This is a genomic window from Polaribacter sp. NJDZ03, from assembly GCF_019263805.1.
Classification (GTDB): domain Bacteria; phylum Bacteroidota; class Bacteroidia; order Flavobacteriales; family Flavobacteriaceae; genus Polaribacter.
In genome coordinates this window covers 3,550,427-3,569,105 of record NZ_CP079195.1, presented here as the reverse complement: position 1 = coordinate 3,569,105, position 18,679 = coordinate 3,550,427, and the positions used below count along the sequence as shown (strand labels likewise).

General features: G+C 30.5%; 13 protein-coding genes. 9 read left to right on the top strand and 4 right to left on the bottom strand.

Features of this window, described 5'->3' with window-relative positions; translation table 11 throughout:
• Positions 1-784 precede the first annotated feature (784 nt).
• From gyrB to recQ, 4 genes are all read left to right on the top strand, one after another.
• Positions 785-2,722: a DNA topoisomerase (ATP-hydrolyzing) subunit B gene (gene gyrB, locus KV700_RS15135; RefSeq protein WP_166386649.1), complete on the top strand. Its 1,938-nt coding sequence runs from the start codon at positions 785-787 to the stop codon at positions 2,720-2,722.
• A 218-nt stretch (positions 2,723-2,940) separates the two neighbouring features.
• Positions 2,941-3,978, top strand: coding sequence for a DUF6588 family protein (locus KV700_RS15130; protein WP_166386647.1), 1,038 nt, complete (start codon positions 2,941-2,943; stop codon positions 3,976-3,978).
• 257 nt (positions 3,979-4,235) lie between these two features.
• The gene (gene mdh, locus KV700_RS15125; RefSeq protein WP_218598389.1) at positions 4,236-5,162 is read left to right on the top strand and encodes a malate dehydrogenase; all 927 of its coding nucleotides are present in this window, start codon (positions 4,236-4,238) and stop codon (positions 5,160-5,162) included.
• A gap of 170 nt (positions 5,163-5,332) precedes the next feature.
• Positions 5,333-7,444 (top strand): DNA helicase RecQ, encoded by a 2,112-nt coding sequence (recQ, locus tag KV700_RS15120; RefSeq protein ID WP_218598388.1) that lies wholly within the window; start codon positions 5,333-5,335, stop codon positions 7,442-7,444.
• Between the two features lie 49 nt (positions 7,445-7,493).
• Here recQ and KV700_RS15115 read toward each other — a convergent pair whose 3' ends face one another.
• On the bottom strand, positions 7,494-8,003 hold the full coding sequence (locus KV700_RS15115) for a hypothetical protein (protein ID WP_218598387.1): 510 nt from the start codon (positions 8,001-8,003) through the stop codon (positions 7,494-7,496).
• A gap of 621 nt (positions 8,004-8,624) precedes the next feature.
• Between KV700_RS15115 and KV700_RS15110 the strand changes: the two genes are divergently transcribed.
• From KV700_RS15110 to obgE, 4 genes are all read left to right on the top strand, one after another.
• Entirely contained in the window at positions 8,625-9,227 is a 603-nt protein-coding gene (locus KV700_RS15110) for a hypothetical protein (protein ID WP_218598386.1), read from the top strand.
• A 155-nt stretch (positions 9,228-9,382) separates the two neighbouring features.
• Complete coding sequence (gene secDF / locus KV700_RS15105) at positions 9,383-12,358, top strand: protein translocase subunit SecDF (protein ID WP_218598385.1); 2,976 nt, start codon at positions 9,383-9,385, stop codon at positions 12,356-12,358.
• Positions 12,359-12,456: 98 nt separating this feature from the next.
• Positions 12,457-13,575 carry an adenylate kinase gene (locus KV700_RS15100; RefSeq protein WP_218598384.1) on the top strand — a complete coding sequence of 373 codons (1,119 nt, stop codon included), beginning with the start codon at positions 12,457-12,459 and terminating at the stop codon, positions 13,573-13,575.
• Between the two features lie 97 nt (positions 13,576-13,672).
• A complete protein-coding gene (gene obgE, locus KV700_RS15095; RefSeq protein WP_166386633.1) occupies positions 13,673-14,662 on the top strand; it encodes a GTPase ObgE in 990 nt (329 codons plus the stop codon).
• Between the two features lie 394 nt (positions 14,663-15,056).
• Here the strand turns inward: obgE and KV700_RS15090 are convergent, their stop codons facing one another.
• The 3 genes from KV700_RS15090 to KV700_RS15080 all read right to left on the bottom strand — a co-directional run bounded on the left by KV700_RS15090 (position 15,057) and on the right by KV700_RS15080 (position 17,608).
• Positions 15,057-15,503, bottom strand: a complete 447-nt coding sequence (locus KV700_RS15090; RefSeq protein WP_254712931.1) for a hypothetical protein — start codon at positions 15,501-15,503, stop codon at positions 15,057-15,059.
• 178 nt (positions 15,504-15,681) lie between these two features.
• Positions 15,682-17,085 (bottom strand): M56 family metallopeptidase, encoded by a 1,404-nt coding sequence (locus tag KV700_RS15085; RefSeq protein ID WP_218598382.1) that lies wholly within the window; start codon positions 17,083-17,085, stop codon positions 15,682-15,684.
• Between the two features lie 160 nt (positions 17,086-17,245).
• Complete coding sequence (locus KV700_RS15080; RefSeq protein WP_166386627.1) at positions 17,246-17,608, bottom strand: BlaI/MecI/CopY family transcriptional regulator; 363 nt, start codon at positions 17,606-17,608, stop codon at positions 17,246-17,248.
• Between the two features lie 166 nt (positions 17,609-17,774).
• Here KV700_RS15080 and KV700_RS15075 point away from each other — a divergent pair, with 166 nt between their 5' ends.
• Positions 17,775-18,275, top strand: a complete 501-nt coding sequence (locus KV700_RS15075; protein WP_166386625.1) for a DUF456 domain-containing protein — start codon at positions 17,775-17,777, stop codon at positions 18,273-18,275.
• Positions 18,276-18,679: the final 404 nt, after the last annotated feature.

Below are 18,679 nucleotides of genomic sequence, written 5' to 3'. Positions count from 1 at the left end.
TTATTGAAATTACGATTGTTATTATTGTTTGTCATTTTTGTTATACTGATGACAAATATATACAGAAAAAATGGTACAAAAACCTCTTTTTTACGTTTTTATATAGCTGTTGAAGTATTTGTAAAATATTGATTGTTAATTACAGATACAATAAATTAAACTCTAAAAGCTCTCTTTAAATTAAAAAATTAGCGATACCTTAAATTTCTGCAGCTCTATTTTATATTGGCTTTAGTAAAATTTTAATGCTAATTATAAAATTAATTTAAAAAGTAATCCTTTTTAAAAGACCTGTCTAGCTTTTAAAATAGAAGTTCAGAATACTTTTTTTAAATTATATTTAACCACAGATTAATAAGGTTTTAGATAATATCGACTTTAGCCAAAAAATAATTTCTCCCTACAGGAGTTTTGATGCCTTATTCTTATTTTAGAATTTACCTTTAAAATTTAGTCTATTAGTTATATTATTCTCAAAAATATCTTGCTGAAATTAGCGTTTTTTAAACAATGAATAGCGAATCAAAAAAATCAAAACAAAAGCTTTAAGCTATTTTAAATAATTCTAATTTCAAGAACAAAACAAAAAACATCAAAATTAAATATAAAACCTATTTTAAGCGATTTAAAGCACTTTTTTAAAATTAACAAATATTCATATTTTTAAACGATAGTTACTAAAAAGCTTTTAAAACAACTTTATTAATTGTAAATTTGAGATTGTGAATTTCGCTTTTCAAAGCTGAATTTCATCAATCTAAAAAACATTAATTTACTTTATATAATGAGCGAAGAAATTAAAAAAGAATATGATGCGTCCAGTATTCAGGCACTGGAAGGGATGGAACATGTAAGAATGCGTCCTTCCATGTATATTGGAGACGTTGGCGTACGTGGTTTACACCATTTAGTATACGAGGTTGTAGATAACTCTATTGATGAAGCAATGGGAGGTTATTGTGACACTATTGACGTTACTATAAACGAAGATAATTCTGTTACAACTAAAGATAACGGACGTGGAATTCCTGTTGGAATGCACGAAAAAGAAGGCGTTTCTGCTTTACAAGTAGTAATGACAAAGATTGGTGCTGGTGGTAAATTCGACAAAGATTCTTATAAAGTTTCTGGTGGTTTACACGGTGTTGGTGTTTCTTGTGTAAACGCACTTTCTGATCTTTTAGTAGCTACAGTGCATAAAGATGGTAAGGTTTGGAGACAAGAATACTCTCAAGGTAAGGCATTATACCCTGTTAAAACTATTGGAGAAACAGACTTTAACGGTACAATTGTTACTTTCTTACCAGATAAAACAATTTTTAAACAAACTACCGAATTTAGTTACGATACGTTAGCAACTCGTATGCGTGAATTATCTTTCTTGAATAAAGGAATTACAATTACTTTAACAGATAGACGTGAAACGGATGATGAAGGAAACTTTATTTCTGAAATTTTTCATTCTGATGAAGGTTTACCAGAATTTATAAAATATTTAGATTCTACGCGCGAGCAATTAACATCGCAAGTAATTTCTATGGAAGGTGAGAAAAACGGTATTCCTGTTGAAGTTGCCATGGTTTATAATACTTCTTATGCAGAAAATTTACATTCTTATGTAAACAACATTAACACGCATGAAGGAGGAACGCATTTATCTGGTTTTAGACGTGGTTTAACAGGTACCTTAAAAAAGTATGCTGACGAATCTGGTTTATTAAAAAATGTAAAATTTGATATTGCTGGAGATGATTTCCGTGAGGGATTAACAGCAATTGTTTCTGTAAAAGTTGCAGAACCACAGTTTGAAGGGCAAACAAAAACAAAATTAGGAAACAGAGAAGTAACTTCGGCTGTATCTCAAGCAGTTTCAGAAATGTTAACTGACTATTTAGAAGAAAATCCTAATGACGCAAAAACAATTGTTCAGAAAGTAATTTTAGCAGCAACCGCAAGACACGCAGCACGTAAAGCCAGAGAAATGGTACAACGTAAAACGGTAATGTCTATTGGTGGTTTACCTGGTAAATTATCTGACTGTTCTGAAACAGACCCAGCACAATGTGAAATTTTCTTAGTTGAGGGAGATTCGGCAGGTGGAACGGCAAAACAAGGTAGAGATAGAAATTTTCAAGCAATTTTACCACTACGTGGAAAGATTTTGAACGTGGAAAAAGCAATGCAACATAAAGTTTTTGAAAACGAAGAGATCAAAAATATGTTTACAGCTTTAGGTGTTTCTATTGGTACAGAAGAAGATCCAAGAGCTTTAAATTTATCTAAAGTGCGTTACCATAAAGTAGTTATTATGTGTGATGCCGATGTAGATGGTTCGCATATTGCTACCTTAATATTAACGTTCTTTTTTAGATACATGAAAGAAATGGTAGAGCAAGGTTATATTTACATTGCTACTCCTCCTTTATATCTAGTTAAAAAAGGTCAGAAAAGAGAATATGCTTGGGATGACAATCAGCGTGATATTATTGCACAAAACATGGGTGGTTCTGTAAGTATACAGCGTTACAAAGGTCTTGGGGAAATGAACGCAGACCAACTTTGGGACACCACAATGAATCCTGAATTTAGAACGCTACGTAAAGTGGTAATTGATAGTCCTGCAGAAGCAGACAGAGTTTTCTCTATGTTAATGGGAGACGAGGTTCCGCCACGTAGAGACTTTATAGAAAGAAATGCTAAATACGCAAACATAGACGTATAAGATTTCAATCTAGATAATTTTATATCATACACATTCCTAGCAATAGAAATGTGTATTTTTTTTACTTTAAATTACATATACTTCTATACATTTTTCACATACTTATATATAGTGATTTTCCCCTTTTTAGTACTTAAAAGTTTGTTTATTGATAAAATTATTTATTTTAGCAATCACTTTAACATAACTTTAACCAATAATAATACCCAAACAGACCAATGAAAAAAAGCATTTTAATTTTTATCGGCGTATTCGCCTTTACACTTAACACAAAAGCACAAGATGGTTTTGAATCTATCTTACTAGCAGAAAAAGCCGATTCACAAAAATTAATGCAAGCCTATTTTGCACCTGCAATGGAAGGTTTTATCAACGCCATGAATAACGGATGGTACCACACTGCCGAAGTACATAAGACTTTTGGTTTTGATATTGCAGTAGGAGCAAGTTCTGCAATGATTCCTTCGGAAAAAGAACTTTTTAACATTTCTGCTTTAGGATTAACCTCTGTAACCTCTAGCTCACCAACAGCATCTACTTTTGCTGGACCAAACCAAACAACATCTATGACAGTTAACACAACTGTTAATGGTAAAAATGTTACGGCAAACTTCGATTCACCAGGAGGAGCATTAGAAGACCTACCTGCTAAAGGCGTACCTGCACCTATAGCACAAGTAACCATAGGTTTACCTTGGAAACTAGAAGCAATGGTTAGAGTGTTACCTAAAATCAATATCGGAGAAGACGATGGTTCTGTAAACATGTTAGGTTTAGGTCTTAAAAAAGAAATTACAAGTTGGTTTGGACCAATAGACAAATTACCACTACACGTATCGTTATTAGCAGCTTACACAACCATGGACGTAGACTATGGAATTGGAGATTATGACTCAGATAACCTTGAAATTAGAAATGGGTTAACTCAGTTTAAATTAAAAGCATTTACAGCACAAGCAATTGCCTCTTTAAACTTTCCTATTATAAACATTTACGGAGGTATTGGATATAATAGCGGTAGCTCTACTTATAAAATGAATGGTACATTTACAGGTATCTATGAAACAGGACAACCAGCACCAAACGACACCGTTAAAGAATCTTTAAATGTTCCTACGAACTTAGATTTTGAGTCAAGAGGTTTTACATCTACAATAGGCGCTAGATTAAGCTTAGGATTCTTCAAAATATTTGGTAGTTATTCAATTCAAGAATACAACACAGCTAGTTTAGGTATTGCAATTAGTATCAGATAAAAAACGCACTAAAATTAACTTACAAAGCTACCGCATTAGATGGTCTAAAAATGAAATAAAATGTAAAATTTACACTATAAAAATACCATCTATTTTTTTAGGTATCTCATTTATTTTCAGATAAAAAAAATCGAAATCCTTTTCGTAAAAAGACACTTTTTTAGAGTGTCTTTTTACTTTTTTAGAACCAAAATCTTAAGTAATTTTCGTACTTTTGTTAGAGAACAAAATGATTATAAATCTTAAAAATAATATATATGAAAGTTTCAGTAGTAGGAGCTGGTGCAGTAGGCGCAAGTTGTGCAGAATACATCGCTATTAAGGATTTTGCATCCGAAGTTGTTATATTAGACATTAAAGAAGGTTTTGCAGAAGGTAAAGCAATGGATTTAATGCAAACTGCTTCTTTAAATAGTTTTGACACAAAAATTACAGGAAGTACAAATGACTATTCTAAAACAGCTAATTCTGATGTTTGTGTAATTACCTCTGGTATTCCACGTAAACCAGGAATGACTCGTGAAGAATTAATTGGTATAAACGCAGGAATTGTAAAAACAGTTTCAGCAAACTTAATAGAACACTCTCCAAACACAATTATCATTGTGGTTTCTAACCCAATGGATACAATGACTTATTTAGTTCATAAAACTACTGGGTTACCAAAAAATAAAATTATTGGAATGGGTGGTGCTTTAGATTCTGCTCGTTTTAAATACAGATTAGCAGAAGCTTTAGGTGCGCCTATTTCTGATGTTGACGGTATGGTAATTGGTGGTCACTCAGACACTGGTATGGTTCCTTTAACTCGTTTAGCAACTCGTAACTCTGTTCCTGTTTCAGAATTTATTTCTGAAGAAAGATTAGAACAAGTTTTACAAGACACTAAAGTTGGTGGTGCAACCTTAACTGGTTTATTAGGTACTTCTGCTTGGTACGCTCCAGGTGCAGCAGTTTCTGCAATGGTACAAGCAATTGCTTGTGATACTAAAAAAATATTCCCTTGTTCTTCTTTATTAGAAGGTGAATTCGGTTTAAATGATTTATGTATTGGAGTTCCTGTTGTTTTAGGTAAAAACGGAATTGAAAGCATTGTAGAAATTAAATTATCTGATGCTGAAAAAACTCAAATTCAAGCTTCTGCAAAAGGAGTAAAAGCTACTAACGCTTTGTTAGAATTGTAATAAATAGTCTTATAGACTTTTACAACAAACTATAGTCATTAAAGCCTCAAAGAATATCTTTGAGGCTTTTTTTTACAGCTATACTTCTACCCCATCTTTTCTAGGAAACCAAATAGATATAACTTTACAAATATCTAAACCCGTATATTTGATCTCTAATTGTTGAAAAAGTGAAAAATCAAACTCATACCCTTTTAAAAAACGTTTACGGTTACGACAACTTTCGTCCTTTACAGGAAGAAATAATTAATAGAACCATAGACGGTAAAGACAGTTTTGTATTAATGCCCACTGGAGGAGGAAAATCAATTTGTTTCCAAATTCCTGCATTGGTTTTTGATGGAATTACCATTGTAGTTTCTCCATTGATTTCATTAATGAAAGACCAAGTACAAGCATTAAAATCTAACGGAATAAAAGCTGATTTCTTTAACAGCTCCATTTCTCCGCAAGAAGAAAACGATGTAATTGGTAGAGCAATGAATGGAGAATTACAGCTTTTGTATTTATCCCCAGAAAAATTAATATCCGTAAGCAATACTTGGCTAAAAGAATTAAACATAAAATTAGTCGCTATTGATGAAGCACACTGTGTTAGTATGTGGGGACACGATTTTAGACCCGAGTACACACAACTAAAAGTCTTTAGAAACTCTTTACCGAAAGTACCTTTTATGGCTTTAACCGCTACTGCGGATAAATCTGCTAGAAAAGATATTGAAGAACAATTGGGCTTAACAAACTCTAAATTATTTATTTCTTCTTTTGACAGAAAAAACTTAAGCATAGAAGTTAAAGGTCAAGTTCCAAAACAAAAAAAGCTACAAGAAATTGGTAATTTTATAGAGCGAAGAAAAGAACAGAGTGGTATTATTTACTGTTTGAGTAGAAAAAACACCGAAGAAGTAGCCGGTTACCTGAAGCAAAGAGGTCATTCTGTAGCATTTTATCACGCCGGAATGAATAATGAAGAAAGAGAAAAAACACAAACGGATTTTATAAATGACGACACCAAAATAATTGTAGCTACGATTGCCTTTGGAATGGGTATTGACAAATCGAATGTTCGATTTGTAATTCATTATAATTTACCTAAAAACTTAGAAGGCTATTATCAAGAAATAGGAAGAGCAGGAAGGGACGGTTTGCCATCAGAAACTATCCTCTACTACAACATGAGAGATTTTGTACTATACAGCCAATTTGCAGATGGTGGTGCAAATAGCGATATGCAAAAAGAAAAACTAAACAGAATGCTTCAATTTGCAGAAGCTAAATCATGTAGAAGAAAAATATTATTATCTTATTTTGGAGAGCATCTCACAGAAAATTGTGGAAATTGTGATGTTTGCGAAAATCCTCCTAAAGATTTTGAAGGTACTGTTATAACTCAAAAAGCACTTTCTGGAATTGCAAGAATGAAAGAAAAAGACGGAATTACTATGTTAATTAATGTCTTAAGAGGAAGTAACAATGCAGATATCCATTCCAAACAATATTTTAATCTAAAAACGTACGGAATAGGAAAAGATGTTAGTTTTTTTGATTGGCGGGATTATGTAATTCAAATGGCAAATCAAGGTTTGATAGAAATTATGTATAGCGAAAATTCTGCCTTAAAAATATCACCCATCGGGTGGGAAGTTTTAAAAGGAGAAAAAACCATACGACTAACAACACCTCTAACTTCTGATGATAAAAAGAAGAAAGCAAAAACCGTAAAAACAACTATTGAAGGTGAAGCAAATAAAGACTTATTCACAGAACTCAAAAAAATAAGATATTCCATCGCTAAAGAAGAAAACATGCCAGCGTACATCATTTTTAATGACAAAACATTAAAATTAATGGCAAGTGAACTTCCAACAACCGAAAATGAATTTTTAGCTATTTCTGGTGTTGGAATGAACAAAATGGAAAAGTATGGTGACGAATTTATGAACGTAATTCGTAAATTTAAAAGCGTGGCAAAACCTAGAAAAGTCAGCACCATTCAAAAAACTTTTGATTTATTTAAAGAAGGTTTAAAACCGGCAGAAATTGCAGAAAAAAGAAATTTATCTATCACAACTATTTTTTCACACCTTTCTCAATTGTATATGGAAGGAAAAGAGGTGGAATTAGAAAAACTTGTGGACGCAAAAGTTGTAGATAAAGTACGAATTGCTTTTGACGAGTTAGAAAGAAAAATAGAATTGAAACCCATTTTCGAAAAACTAAATGAGCAAGTTTCTTATGGAGAAATAAGGTTAAGTATTACTCTCATTTTAAAAAATGAATAACAATCAGCAATAAAAACTCAGTTTTACTATTCAATCAAAAAGAATAGCATTAAAGTCTTTTCATAATTTCTGCCTTCCAATTTAATTTTTCAGCAAGAATTTTTTCTTCATTTATTTTTTTAAGATTAATAACATAATCATGAAATTCAAAATTGAAAGAAAAGTATAATACAGAAAAATTAACCTTATCATCTACAAAGATAGAATTACCATGAGAATCATTAATAGCACACTCTGAAAAACAAACCTTAGAGTCAATATTTAAATATTTTTCCCTTAAGATATTTTCAATTTTACTTCTATTATTCATATTAGAAAAAGTATACCTAAAAAGAACTAACTTTTTTTTATAAAAATGAAGTTCCAAGATAACTTTGTCACTTCCAATTATAGTTTTAGAATATAAAATAACCGTACCACAAAGCGTTTTAACAGTATGAAAATCATCTTTAAGACCACTTTTAACACTTCTAATTGTACTACCGAATTTAAACTTAGAAGTAAAAAAAATTTCATTCTCGGTAGTAACTACCTTCCTTAGCTTAAGTTCTTCAAACAACAATAAATAGTAATTAATATTTTTAATACTAAAAAAAGACCTATAAGAATAACTTGCGTCTTTATAATTATTCTTTTTTAGAAAACGAAAAAACAAGCAAGGCTTTAAAAGGGAAAGAGTACTCAATTGGTATAATATTTTTTTTTGGGGGGGGTATTGTATAATAACAAATATACTTAAATTATACAACAATCAAATCATTAAATAAAACCTTTTAATTTATTAATATAATCAAATAACTATAATTATGTTAAAATTTTTAACAAATTCACAAATAAAACTCGATTACCACACATAAAACGCAATTAAAAAACTCAAAATTTTATAAAAAAAGCACAATATAATGATGCTATTCTAAGTAATAAAACAAACGCACAATACCTAGTCTAATAGATTTTAAAAAACTAGAACACAAAGTAATAAACAACTAAACAAAACATGTAAAAAGATAGAATTATAACATAAGAAGAGCGTAAATATAACGAGTTTTAAGAAGCCAGAATATGACAATTATCTTGTATTTAAAATTACATTATAATCAGTTAAAGTTCCTATCAATAAAATTAAATTAGATTCTTTATTACAGAACGATAAAGCAAACTTTTTTTATATATTTGACACATGAGAACAAAATGGTACATTGGTACTTTATTCTTACTATTTATATGTTTTGGAGCATTTCATGAAGAGGTAACCATACCTAATCAAGAAATAGTGCTAAAATTTGTTGATGTTAAAATCGATAAAAAAGATATTCAAAACACCATTGCTGATGTAAAAGAAAAATTACTAAAAATTGGTGTTTCAAATATTAAAATAGATGAAACAGACAGCGGAACCTTAAAAATTTCTTACTATAGTACTATACATATTGATAATATTAAGAAAAAACTGGCTAAAGAACATGCATTAGTTTTAAATCAAAATTCTAATCATAAAGAAAAAAACAGAACTTCTTCTAAGTACCATATTGATATTCATGAAATAACAAACAAAACTGATATTTCTAATTCTGACTTCCATTTTGTAATTGAAATTAAATATAATTTAGACAAAATTACAAATTACAACTCTTTTGCTTTTCTTAAAAAAATAGACCAAAACAAAGAAAATCAACTATTTAAAACTACTTACAGTGTTTACAAAAACTATCCTTTTATTAAGGATAGATCCTCTTACAACGAACCCGAAGTTAGAGCAGGCCCCAAAAGCTTTCATGTATAACAAATGTAATCATTTACATTTTTGTATATCTTCTTTAAAATCATGAGTACCAAACTCATAATTACAAAAAACAATCAACAAAAATAATTGTCAGATTTTGCGAGAAACTATATATTTGCTCGTTTTTAAAAATTTGATAATAAAATACATATAAAATGCAGAATAAAGGACTTATAAAGTTATTTGCTATCCTTTTTGGGTTAGTAAGTTTATACCAATTATCATTTACATTTTTAGCCACTAAGGTTGAAGATGACGCTGTAGCTTACGCAGAGAGCAAAGGTGATAATATTAATGCAAGACAAAAAGCTACTTTTGAGAGAAAGTACTTAGACAGTGTTGCAAACCAAGAGATTATTAATTTAGGTGTTGCCTCTTACAGCTACAATGATGTAAAAGACAAAGAAATGAATCTTGGTCTAGATTTAAAAGGTGGTATTAACGCTATTTTACAAGTATCTGTAAAAGAAGTTTTAAGAAGCTTAGCTAACGATTCTAAAAACGTTGCTTTTAACCAAGCATTAGACGCTGCAGATGAAGCTCAAAAAAGTAGTAATGCTACTTATTTAGACTTATTTTTTGAAGAGTTTGAAAAAGTTGCTGGAGACACTAAATTAAGTGACCCTTCTATTTTTGGAACAAAAGCTTTAAGCGATAAAATTACTTTTAACGAAGCAAATGCTACAGTAAAAGAAACTTTACAAAAAGAAATTAACAGTTCTATTGGTACTGCGTTTGAAGTATTAAGAAGTAGAATTGATAAATTTGGTGTTACACAACCTAACATTCAAAGAATTGGAAATTCTGGTAGAATTCAAATTGAATTACCAGGAGCTAAAGATATTGAGCGTGTTACTCGTTTAATTACTAGTAAAGCAGAATTACAGTTTTGGGAAGTATACACCAATGCAGAAGTTCAAAACTTCTTTTTCTCTGCAAATGCTAAAGTTGCAGAACTTTTAAAAGACAACACAGTTATAGAGAAAGTTATAGACTCTACAAAAACAGATGATATTGATGATTTATTAGGGGAAACAGTAGATTCTACAGCTGTTAATCAAAAAAATCTTTTCACTTATTTATTTCCTAACGTAGCACAATCTCAACAACAAGTTAGTTCTTTAGTAGGACAAGCTAGAGTGTTAGATACTGCAATGGTAAATGATTTATTAAGTAGAAAAGACGTAAAAGCTTTATTGCCTAACGAATTAAAGTATGTTAAATTCTTATGGGATTATAAATCTAACAAAGGTACAGATGGAAGTGATCTAATTGGATTATATGCCATTAAAGGAAGTCGTAATGGTAATGCAAATATTGAGGGTGATGTTATTTTAGATGCTTCTCAAGTATTTGACCAATTAAATAAGCCAGAAGTTAGTATGACGATGAATAGTTCTGGTACTAAACAATGGGCTAAAATGACTACCGAAAACCAAGGTAAATTTGTTGCTGTTGTTTTAGATAACTATGTATATACTGCTCCTTCTGTAAATACACCAATTACAGGTGGTAGAACTTCTATCTCAGGTGGAAGTATGACTATTACAGAAGCAGAAGATATTGCAACTGTATTAAAAGCGGGTAAATTACCTGCAGCTGCAAGAATTATTCAAGCAGAAGTTGTTGGACCATCTTTAGGACAAGAATCTATAGATCACAGTATTCAATCTTTTGGACTAGCTATTTTATTAGTATTAGTTTGGATGATGTTATACTATGGTAAAGCTGGTTTATATGCAGACATCGCTTTAGCAGTAAACATCTTATTTATCTTCGGAATATTAGCTTCTTTCAACGCCGTGTTAACATTGCCTGGTATTGCAGGTATTATCTTAACCATTGGTATGTCTGTAGATGCAAACGTTATTATCTTTGAAAGGATTAAGGAAAGTTTATCAATTAAAAAAGGATTAAAACAATCTGTAGGAGAAGGATTCTCTATAAAAGGAGCTTTATCTGCAATTATAGATGCAAATATTACAACGCTTTTAACAGGTATTATCTTATATGTTTTTGGTACAGGACCAATTAAAGGTTTTGCGTTAACATTAATGATTGGTATTGCAACATCTTTATTTACAGCGGTATTTATTACCCGTTTGTTAATTGATAGATCTGTTAATAAAGGAGCTAACATAACGTTTAACACCTCTATCTCTAAAGGATGGTTCCAAAATATAAATATTGAATTCTTAAAGAAACGTAAGATTGCTTACATTGTTTCTGGAGCAATAATTATTGCAGGTATTATTTCTATTTTCTCAGTAGGGTTAAAGCAAGGTGTAGATTTTAAAGGAGGACGTTCTTACGTTGTTCGTTTCGATCAAAGCATGAATGCTACAGAAGTAGCTTCTACATTAAAAGATGCTTTTGGTACGGCACCAGAAGTAAAAACATATGGTTCTGATCGTCAATTAAAAATAACAACTGTTTATAAAATTGATGAAGACGGACAAGATGTAGATGACCAAGTGCAAAGTGCATTATTTACAGGGTTAAAATCTTATTTAAGAACAACTACTTACCAAGACTTTAAACCAGGTTTCGAAAAAGAAGGATCTGGAGTAATGAGTTATATGAAAGTAGAACCAACCATTGCAGATGATATTAAAACATCAGCATTATATGCAGTATTTGGCTCTTTACTAGTAGTTTTCTTATACATCTTATTACGTTTTAGAAAAGTTTCTTTCTCAATAGGTGCTGTAGTTGCAGTATTCCATGACGTATTAATAGTATTAAGTGTATTCTCTATCACATACAGCTTTATGCCTTTTGATATGGAAATAGGCCAATCGTTTATTGCTGCAATTCTAACAGTAGTGGGATACTCTCTGAATGATACCGTGGTAATTTTTGATAGAATTAGAGAATTTACAGGAACACACCCTAATTGGAAATACAGCGAAGTTGTAGACAAAGGACTGAGTTCTACTTTAGGTAGAACCATAAACACATCTTTAACAACATTATTAGTAATGTTAGCAATCTTCTTATTTGGAGGAGATTCTATTAAAGGATTTATGTTTGCCTTAATTATTGGTGTAGTAGTAGGTACTTACTCTTCATTATTTGTGGCAACACCAATTATGTATGACACTTCTAAAAAAGAAGAAAAAAATAATTAAATTTATTTCTAGATATATTGAAACCGTTTTTAATTTGTAACTATCAGATTAAAAACGGTTTTTTTCATTGAACAAATAGCAATTAAAATTACAACCTAATGAGTATTATAAAACTTCAAGATCTATATTTTAAACCCTTTATTAATAAGGAAGAAATTGCAGTAATCGTAAAGCAATTAGCCATTCAAGTAAAAGCTGACTTACCAAAAGGTGAAGTTCCTATTTTTATAGGAATTTTAAATGGATGTTTTTTATTTGCAGCAGATTTTATTAGAGAGTTTAATGGAGATTGTGAAATTTCTTTTGTAAAATTAGCTTCTTATGAAGGAACGTCTTCTACTGAAAATGTAAAACAATTAGTAGGTATTAATGAAGATTTATCAGGAAGAACTGTAATTATATTAGAAGATATTATAGATACAGGAAACACGCTTCAAGAAATTTATAATATCTTTAGAGATAAAAATTTAAAACAATTAAAAATTGCAACGTTATTTTTTAAACCAGACGTATTTAGAAAAGAACTTCCAATAGATTATATCGGAAAAAGTATTGAAGATAAATTTATTGTTGGTTACGGATTAGATTATAATGGTTTAGGTAGAAATTACCCAGCAATTTATCAATTATCAACACAACCTAAAATGAAAAATATCGTATTATTTGGCCCTCCAGGTGCAGGAAAAGGAACACAAGCAGATTTTTTAAAAGACATGTACAACTTAGTACATATCTCTACAGGAGATGTATTCCGTTTTAACATTAAAAATAAAACAGAATTAGGTTTGTTAGCTAAAAAATATATGGATGAAGGAGATTTAGTTCCGGATGAAGTAACCATAAATATGCTAAAAGCAGAAGTTGAAAAAAATACTGATGCAAATGGCTTTATTTTTGATGGTTTTCCAAGAACAGAATCTCAAGCAGAAGCTTTAGATATTTTTTTAGCTGAAAAAGGTGAACAAATAAACGGAATGGTAGCTTTAGAAGTTCCGGAAGATGCTTTAGTAACTCGTTTATTAGAAAGAGGAAAAACAAGCGGTAGAACAGATGATACTGATGAAAGTAAAATTAGAAACCGTTTTAACGAATACAATACAAAAACAGCTGTTTTAAAAGATTATTTTGACGCTCAAAATAAATACTACGGCGTTAATGGTTTGGGTTCTATTGAAGAAATTACACAAAGAATTGCAAAAGTATTTGATACACTTTAAAATGTGTAACTGTGTAATTGTTTAACTGAGTAACCTTTAAACGTATATTACATAGGGCAATTAAACATTTAAACATTTACACGATTAAACAACAATTATGACTGAAGGAAATTTTGTCGATTACATAAAAATATACGCTTCTTCTGGTAAAGGCGGACAAGGTTCTATGCACTTACATAGAGAAAAGTATATTACCAAAGGTGGACCTGACGGTGGAGATGGTGGACGTGGAGGACACATTATTTTACGAGGTGATAAAAACATGTGGACCTTGTTTCACTTAAAATTTAAACGTCACTTTAGAGCCGAAGGAGGTGGTGGCGGAAGTGCCAGTAGAAGTTCTGGTGCAGATGCAGATGATATTTATATTGATGTACCTTTAGGTACCATCATTAAAGATGCAGATACAGATGAAGTTATTGTAGAAATTACAGAACATCAAAAAGAAGTAGTTTTATTACGTGGAGGAAAAGGAGGACTAGGAAACTGGAACTTTAAATCTTCTACCAACCAAACACCAAGATACGCACAACCAGGAATGGATGGTTTTGATGGTTGGTTTAGAATGGAATTAAAACTATTAGCAGATGTTGGTTTGGTTGGTTTCCCTAATGCAGGAAAGTCTACTTTATTATCTGTATTAACCTCTGCAAAACCAAAAATTGCAGATTATGCTTTTACTACTTTAAAACCAAATTTAGGAATTGTAGAACACAGAAATCATCAAACATTTGTAATTGCAGATATTCCTGGAATTATAGAAGGTGCAGCAGAAGGAAAAGGTTTAGGACATCGTTTTTTACGTCATATAGAACGTAATTCGGCGTTATTATTCTTAGTTCCTGCAGATAGTAATGACATTAATAAAGAATACGAAATTCTTTTAAATGAGCTAAAACTACACAATCCAGAATTGTTAGATAAAGACCGTTTATTGGCTATTTCTAAAACAGATATGTTAGATGAGGAGTTAGAAGCAGAAATAAAAGCAGATTTACCAAAAGGTGTCGAGGCTATATTTATATCTTCTGTTGCTCAAAAAGGCTTACAAGAATTGAAAGATAAACTTTGGAAAATGTTGAATTAGGCAACGCAATTGCCTTTTGTCATTCAATATTTATTAAAAATAGAAACTCAAACATTCAATTGTTTGAGTTTTTTTTATGCTTGATAAAAGGAAAAAAATGATGATGTGCAGTTTTGTCATTTCGAACGGAGAGAGAAATAACATAAAGTTTGATTAGCATTTTGTTATCACTGTTATGAGATTTCTCTTAACGTCGAAATGACAATTATTGTTGCTTTGTTTTGTGGTAGCCCAGTTATGGAATGTCTAAATAATTCGAAATGAAATAACACGATTGTATTTTTCAGCGTCCAGTTTTGTCATTTCGAACCTTTTCGGGAGAAATCTCATAAAGTTGCTCTTTTTTACTTTAGCTCCCTTATGTAATTTCTCCTTTTCGAATGGCAGGAAATAATTATTCTGTTAATTGAATTCTAATCGGCAATCTATATTTAGTAGTAACCGGAATTCCTCGTTTGTTTGCTGGATAGATTTTTGGAAGTTTCTCTACACTCGCTTTTAGTAAACTATCTAATTCTGGTAATTCCTTTTTAAGGTTTTCAGAAGCCTGAATAGTGTCTAAGCTAAAAATTCCTTCAGAATTAATTATTACATCTACATAAACAATTTCATTAATAGAATCCTTAACAGCCAATGAATGTTGCTGCAACTCCGCTCCTATCTTCTTATGGATAGTTGTTCTAAAACAATCCATTTTTTCTTGTTTATCAATGATAGCGTCGCAACCTTTAAAAGAAGGAAAAGTATCTACAGAAGAAAAATCTACAATCGTATCTAAAGCTGTACTATTATTGCTTTTTGGAGGGCAAAATAAATCACACGAAGTGATAAAAACCATCATTATTAAAAAAGATAAAAACCTTAAATACATACTTTTAATTAAAATGTGAATTTACAAAACTTTAACGACTTTTATTCTAAAGATTTAACACACAGAAAAGAACCTATTAAAGCAAGAAAAAGCCGGAGTTTTTAACTCCGACTTTAACCATTTTAAATAAAAATACAATTTTCTTATTCTAAACTTTTTTCTCTACTAATACTACAAACGGAATTGAATATTTTACTCCTACTTTTTTACCATCTTGTTCTCCTGGAATCATTTTAGGTAAAGACTTCATTACCCTAATAACCTCTGCTTTAATTTTTGGATGTGGAGCTCTTGCCGCAATATCTAAAACATTCCCTTCACTATCTATTTTAAAGCCAACAAAAACTCTTTTTCTACCAGCATCTAAACCAAGTGTATTTACCATATCTGCATCAAAATATTTCCCGAAATGTTTTTGAACACCTTTAGAAAAACATTTTTTATCTCCAGATTCACAGCCAGGGAAAGTAGGTGCTTTGTCAATTATCATAAAAGAAACAAAATTACCATCTCTCTCAGCTTTTACTCTTTCATCAACTTTATCATATAGTTTCTTTTTCAGAAATTTATTAGAATTTAAATTAAATGCTATTTCATCATTTAACTTACTAATGGAATCCTTTAAATTTTGATTTTCTAAAGCAACATTTTTTAAATTTTCTTGTGCAATTTTTTCAGATTCAGTTAGTCGATTTACTGTAGTTTTTGACGCACAAGAAGTATAAAAAAGCATACTTGCTAAGACTGGAATCAAGACCAAATATTTTAATTGATTCATTTTTTTAGATTGTGTTTTCTTCATCATAATAATTCTTTTTTTAATTAAGGTTTTTTTATAAAATTGATTGACAAACGCTATGTTTTCAACTTGAAAAAAGTTGGATAGTAAATTATTGATATACATTTCTTTGGTTGCTGATTTTGCTGCGACTTCGTCAGAAATGTACTCATGTAGTAAAGTGATTCTTTTCTGATAGAAATAAATCATTGGGTTAAACCACATCGCAATTTTTAAAAACTCAAAAAATAATAAATCGAGTGAATGTTTTTCTTTACTGTGTACAAATTCGTGAGCAATAATTTGTTTTTGTTGAGAATCTGGAATTTCTTTTCCTAAAAATATAAAATTAAAAAATGAAAATGCTTTGGTTTCTTTAGGTAGTAAAACTAGAGAATAAGACGGCTTTTTAACAATTTCATTTTTCCTGATTAAGTTGATAATTTTAAAAAACTTAATTAAAAATAAGATTGAAAAAAGAGTAACTCCAATCCAAAATAAAGTACTTACATAATTCTCAGATTGAAACATTGTCGTTTTCTCTATAACTTTTTCTGGTGATAAAACGATTTCTGGTAAATAGATAATAAATTCTTGCGGAACTGCTTTTTGAAACGTTGGTATTTTTATAAATGGCAACACAAAAGAGCAAATTGGTGTAGCTAACAAATACCATCTGTTCTTAGTAAAAAATGTTTCTTTACTGAGGAAGAAATCATAAATAACCAAGAAGAATACTTGAAATAATATAACTTGTAAAATGTAATTGATCATAGTTTTTGATTTTAAAAATATTCTCTATACAATTCCACCCAAAAGTGGAATCACTAGTACTGGCAGCAAATGAAAACTGAGACTGTCTACTGAATACTTTTATTATTCATAATAATTGAGACTGCCAACTGAGACTGCCAACTGAATACTGAATTACTGCCTACTCTTTTTTATTCACTTCTTTTAAAATAGCTTCTAATTCAGAAACATCCATTTTATTTTCTTTTACAAAAAAGGAAACCATACTTTTAAACGAACCGTCGAAATAACCATTCATTAATTTGTGTAAACTTTGGTTGCTGTAGGTTTCTTTTTCAATTACCGGAAAATATAAAAAACCCCTTCCAACTGGTTTATGACCTACAAATTCTTTAGTTTCTAAAATCCTAATAATAGTAGAAACGGTGTTATATGCCGGTTTCGGTTCGGGTAATTTATCTATGACTTCTTTTACGGAAGCTTCTTTTAAATCCCAAAGTACTTGCATAATTTGTTCTTCTGCTTTTGTTAATTGTTTGCTCATAATTTCAACTAAGTTTATAGTTCAAAAATACAAATATAACTAAATATTTAGTTTGAACTAATTTTTTAGTTGATAATTATTGTAACAAACCTAATTTGTAATCGTCTAATTGTTAGAAAACTGCCACTATTATTGATTTTAAAGCAGTATAATTATTTTAAAAACTATGGATATATTTTTATTACTTCTAGGCTTTCTTTTTGTTTGTCTAGGAATTATTGGCTCATTTTTACCGGTTTTACCAGGTCCTTTAACAAGTTGGTTGGGATTACTTTTATTACATTTTACTAAGATTATTCCGATGGATTGGACTTTCTTAGGTATTACTTTAGGACTAGCCATTCTAATTTGGATTCTCGATTATTTTATTCCTGCTATGGGAACAAAACGTTTTGGCGGAACTAAATATGGAGTCTATGGAACTACAATCGGATTAATTGTTGGCTTGCTCTCTCCTATTCCGTTTGGTATGTTGATTGGTACTTTTTTAGGTGCGCTAATTGGGGAATTGCTTTATGATAGTAAAGACACAAACCGAGCTTTAAAAGCTTCTTTTGGGGCATTTATTGGGTTTTTAGCTTCTACGACGATTAAATTCTCTATTTCTGTTATTTATTTTGTGCTGTTTGTTGTTCAGTTTTGGGAGTTTAAAGAAAACTTCTTTTAAAAATTGAACACATAGAAACATAGAAAACATAGATACAGAATAAAAATCACTCCAGTACTATAAGCCAGCAAACAAGTCTAGCCCAGATTGAAGTGGCATCCTTTTTTCTGTCAGTTCGAGTGAATTTTGAAGAATGAAAAATTTGTATCGAGAACAGAAGAAAAAAGATATAACGGAAAGCTGGAAATAGCTACAAAAAAGTAAAATATAAAATTGAAGTAAGAATGCCACATCACATAAGTAAAAATACTTAACAGTGACTAAAAAGCAAAAAAAAAGCGTCCCGTTTCAGGGAAGCTTTCCATTGGTTAACAAAACCACGACACTTTTACTAAAGTGCCAAAACAACACAACTAATGCTGCCCTAACAAAAAGCAGCCGACAAATATACGATGTTTTTTAAT

Excerpts from the sequence above, each read along its gene's own strand:
- gyrB (WP_166386649.1), top strand. The coding sequence starts at position 785 with ATGAGCGAAGAAATTAAAAAAGAATATGATGCGTCCAGTATTCAGGCA.
- KV700_RS15130 (WP_166386647.1), top strand. The coding sequence starts at position 2,941 with ATGAAAAAAAGCATTTTAATTTTTATCGGCGTATTCGCCTTTACACTT.
- mdh (WP_218598389.1), top strand. The coding sequence starts at position 4,236 with ATGAAAGTTTCAGTAGTAGGAGCTGGTGCAGTAGGCGCAAGTTGTGCA.
- KV700_RS15110 (WP_218598386.1), top strand. The coding sequence starts at position 8,625 with ATGAGAACAAAATGGTACATTGGTACTTTATTCTTACTATTTATATGT.
- secDF (WP_218598385.1), top strand. The coding sequence starts at position 9,383 with ATGCAGAATAAAGGACTTATAAAGTTATTTGCTATCCTTTTTGGGTTA.
- KV700_RS15100 (WP_218598384.1), top strand. The coding sequence starts at position 12,457 with ATGAGTATTATAAAACTTCAAGATCTATATTTTAAACCCTTTATTAAT.
- obgE (WP_166386633.1), top strand. The coding sequence starts at position 13,673 with ATGACTGAAGGAAATTTTGTCGATTACATAAAAATATACGCTTCTTCT.
- KV700_RS15090 (WP_254712931.1), bottom strand. The coding sequence starts at position 15,503 with ATGATGGTTTTTATCACTTCGTGTGATTTATTTTGCCCTCCAAAAAGC.
- KV700_RS15085 (WP_218598382.1), bottom strand. The coding sequence starts at position 17,085 with ATGATCAATTACATTTTACAAGTTATATTATTTCAAGTATTCTTCTTG.
- KV700_RS15080 (WP_166386627.1), bottom strand. The coding sequence starts at position 17,608 with ATGAGCAAACAATTAACAAAAGCAGAAGAACAAATTATGCAAGTACTT.
- KV700_RS15075 (WP_166386625.1), top strand. The coding sequence starts at position 17,775 with ATGGATATATTTTTATTACTTCTAGGCTTTCTTTTTGTTTGTCTAGGA.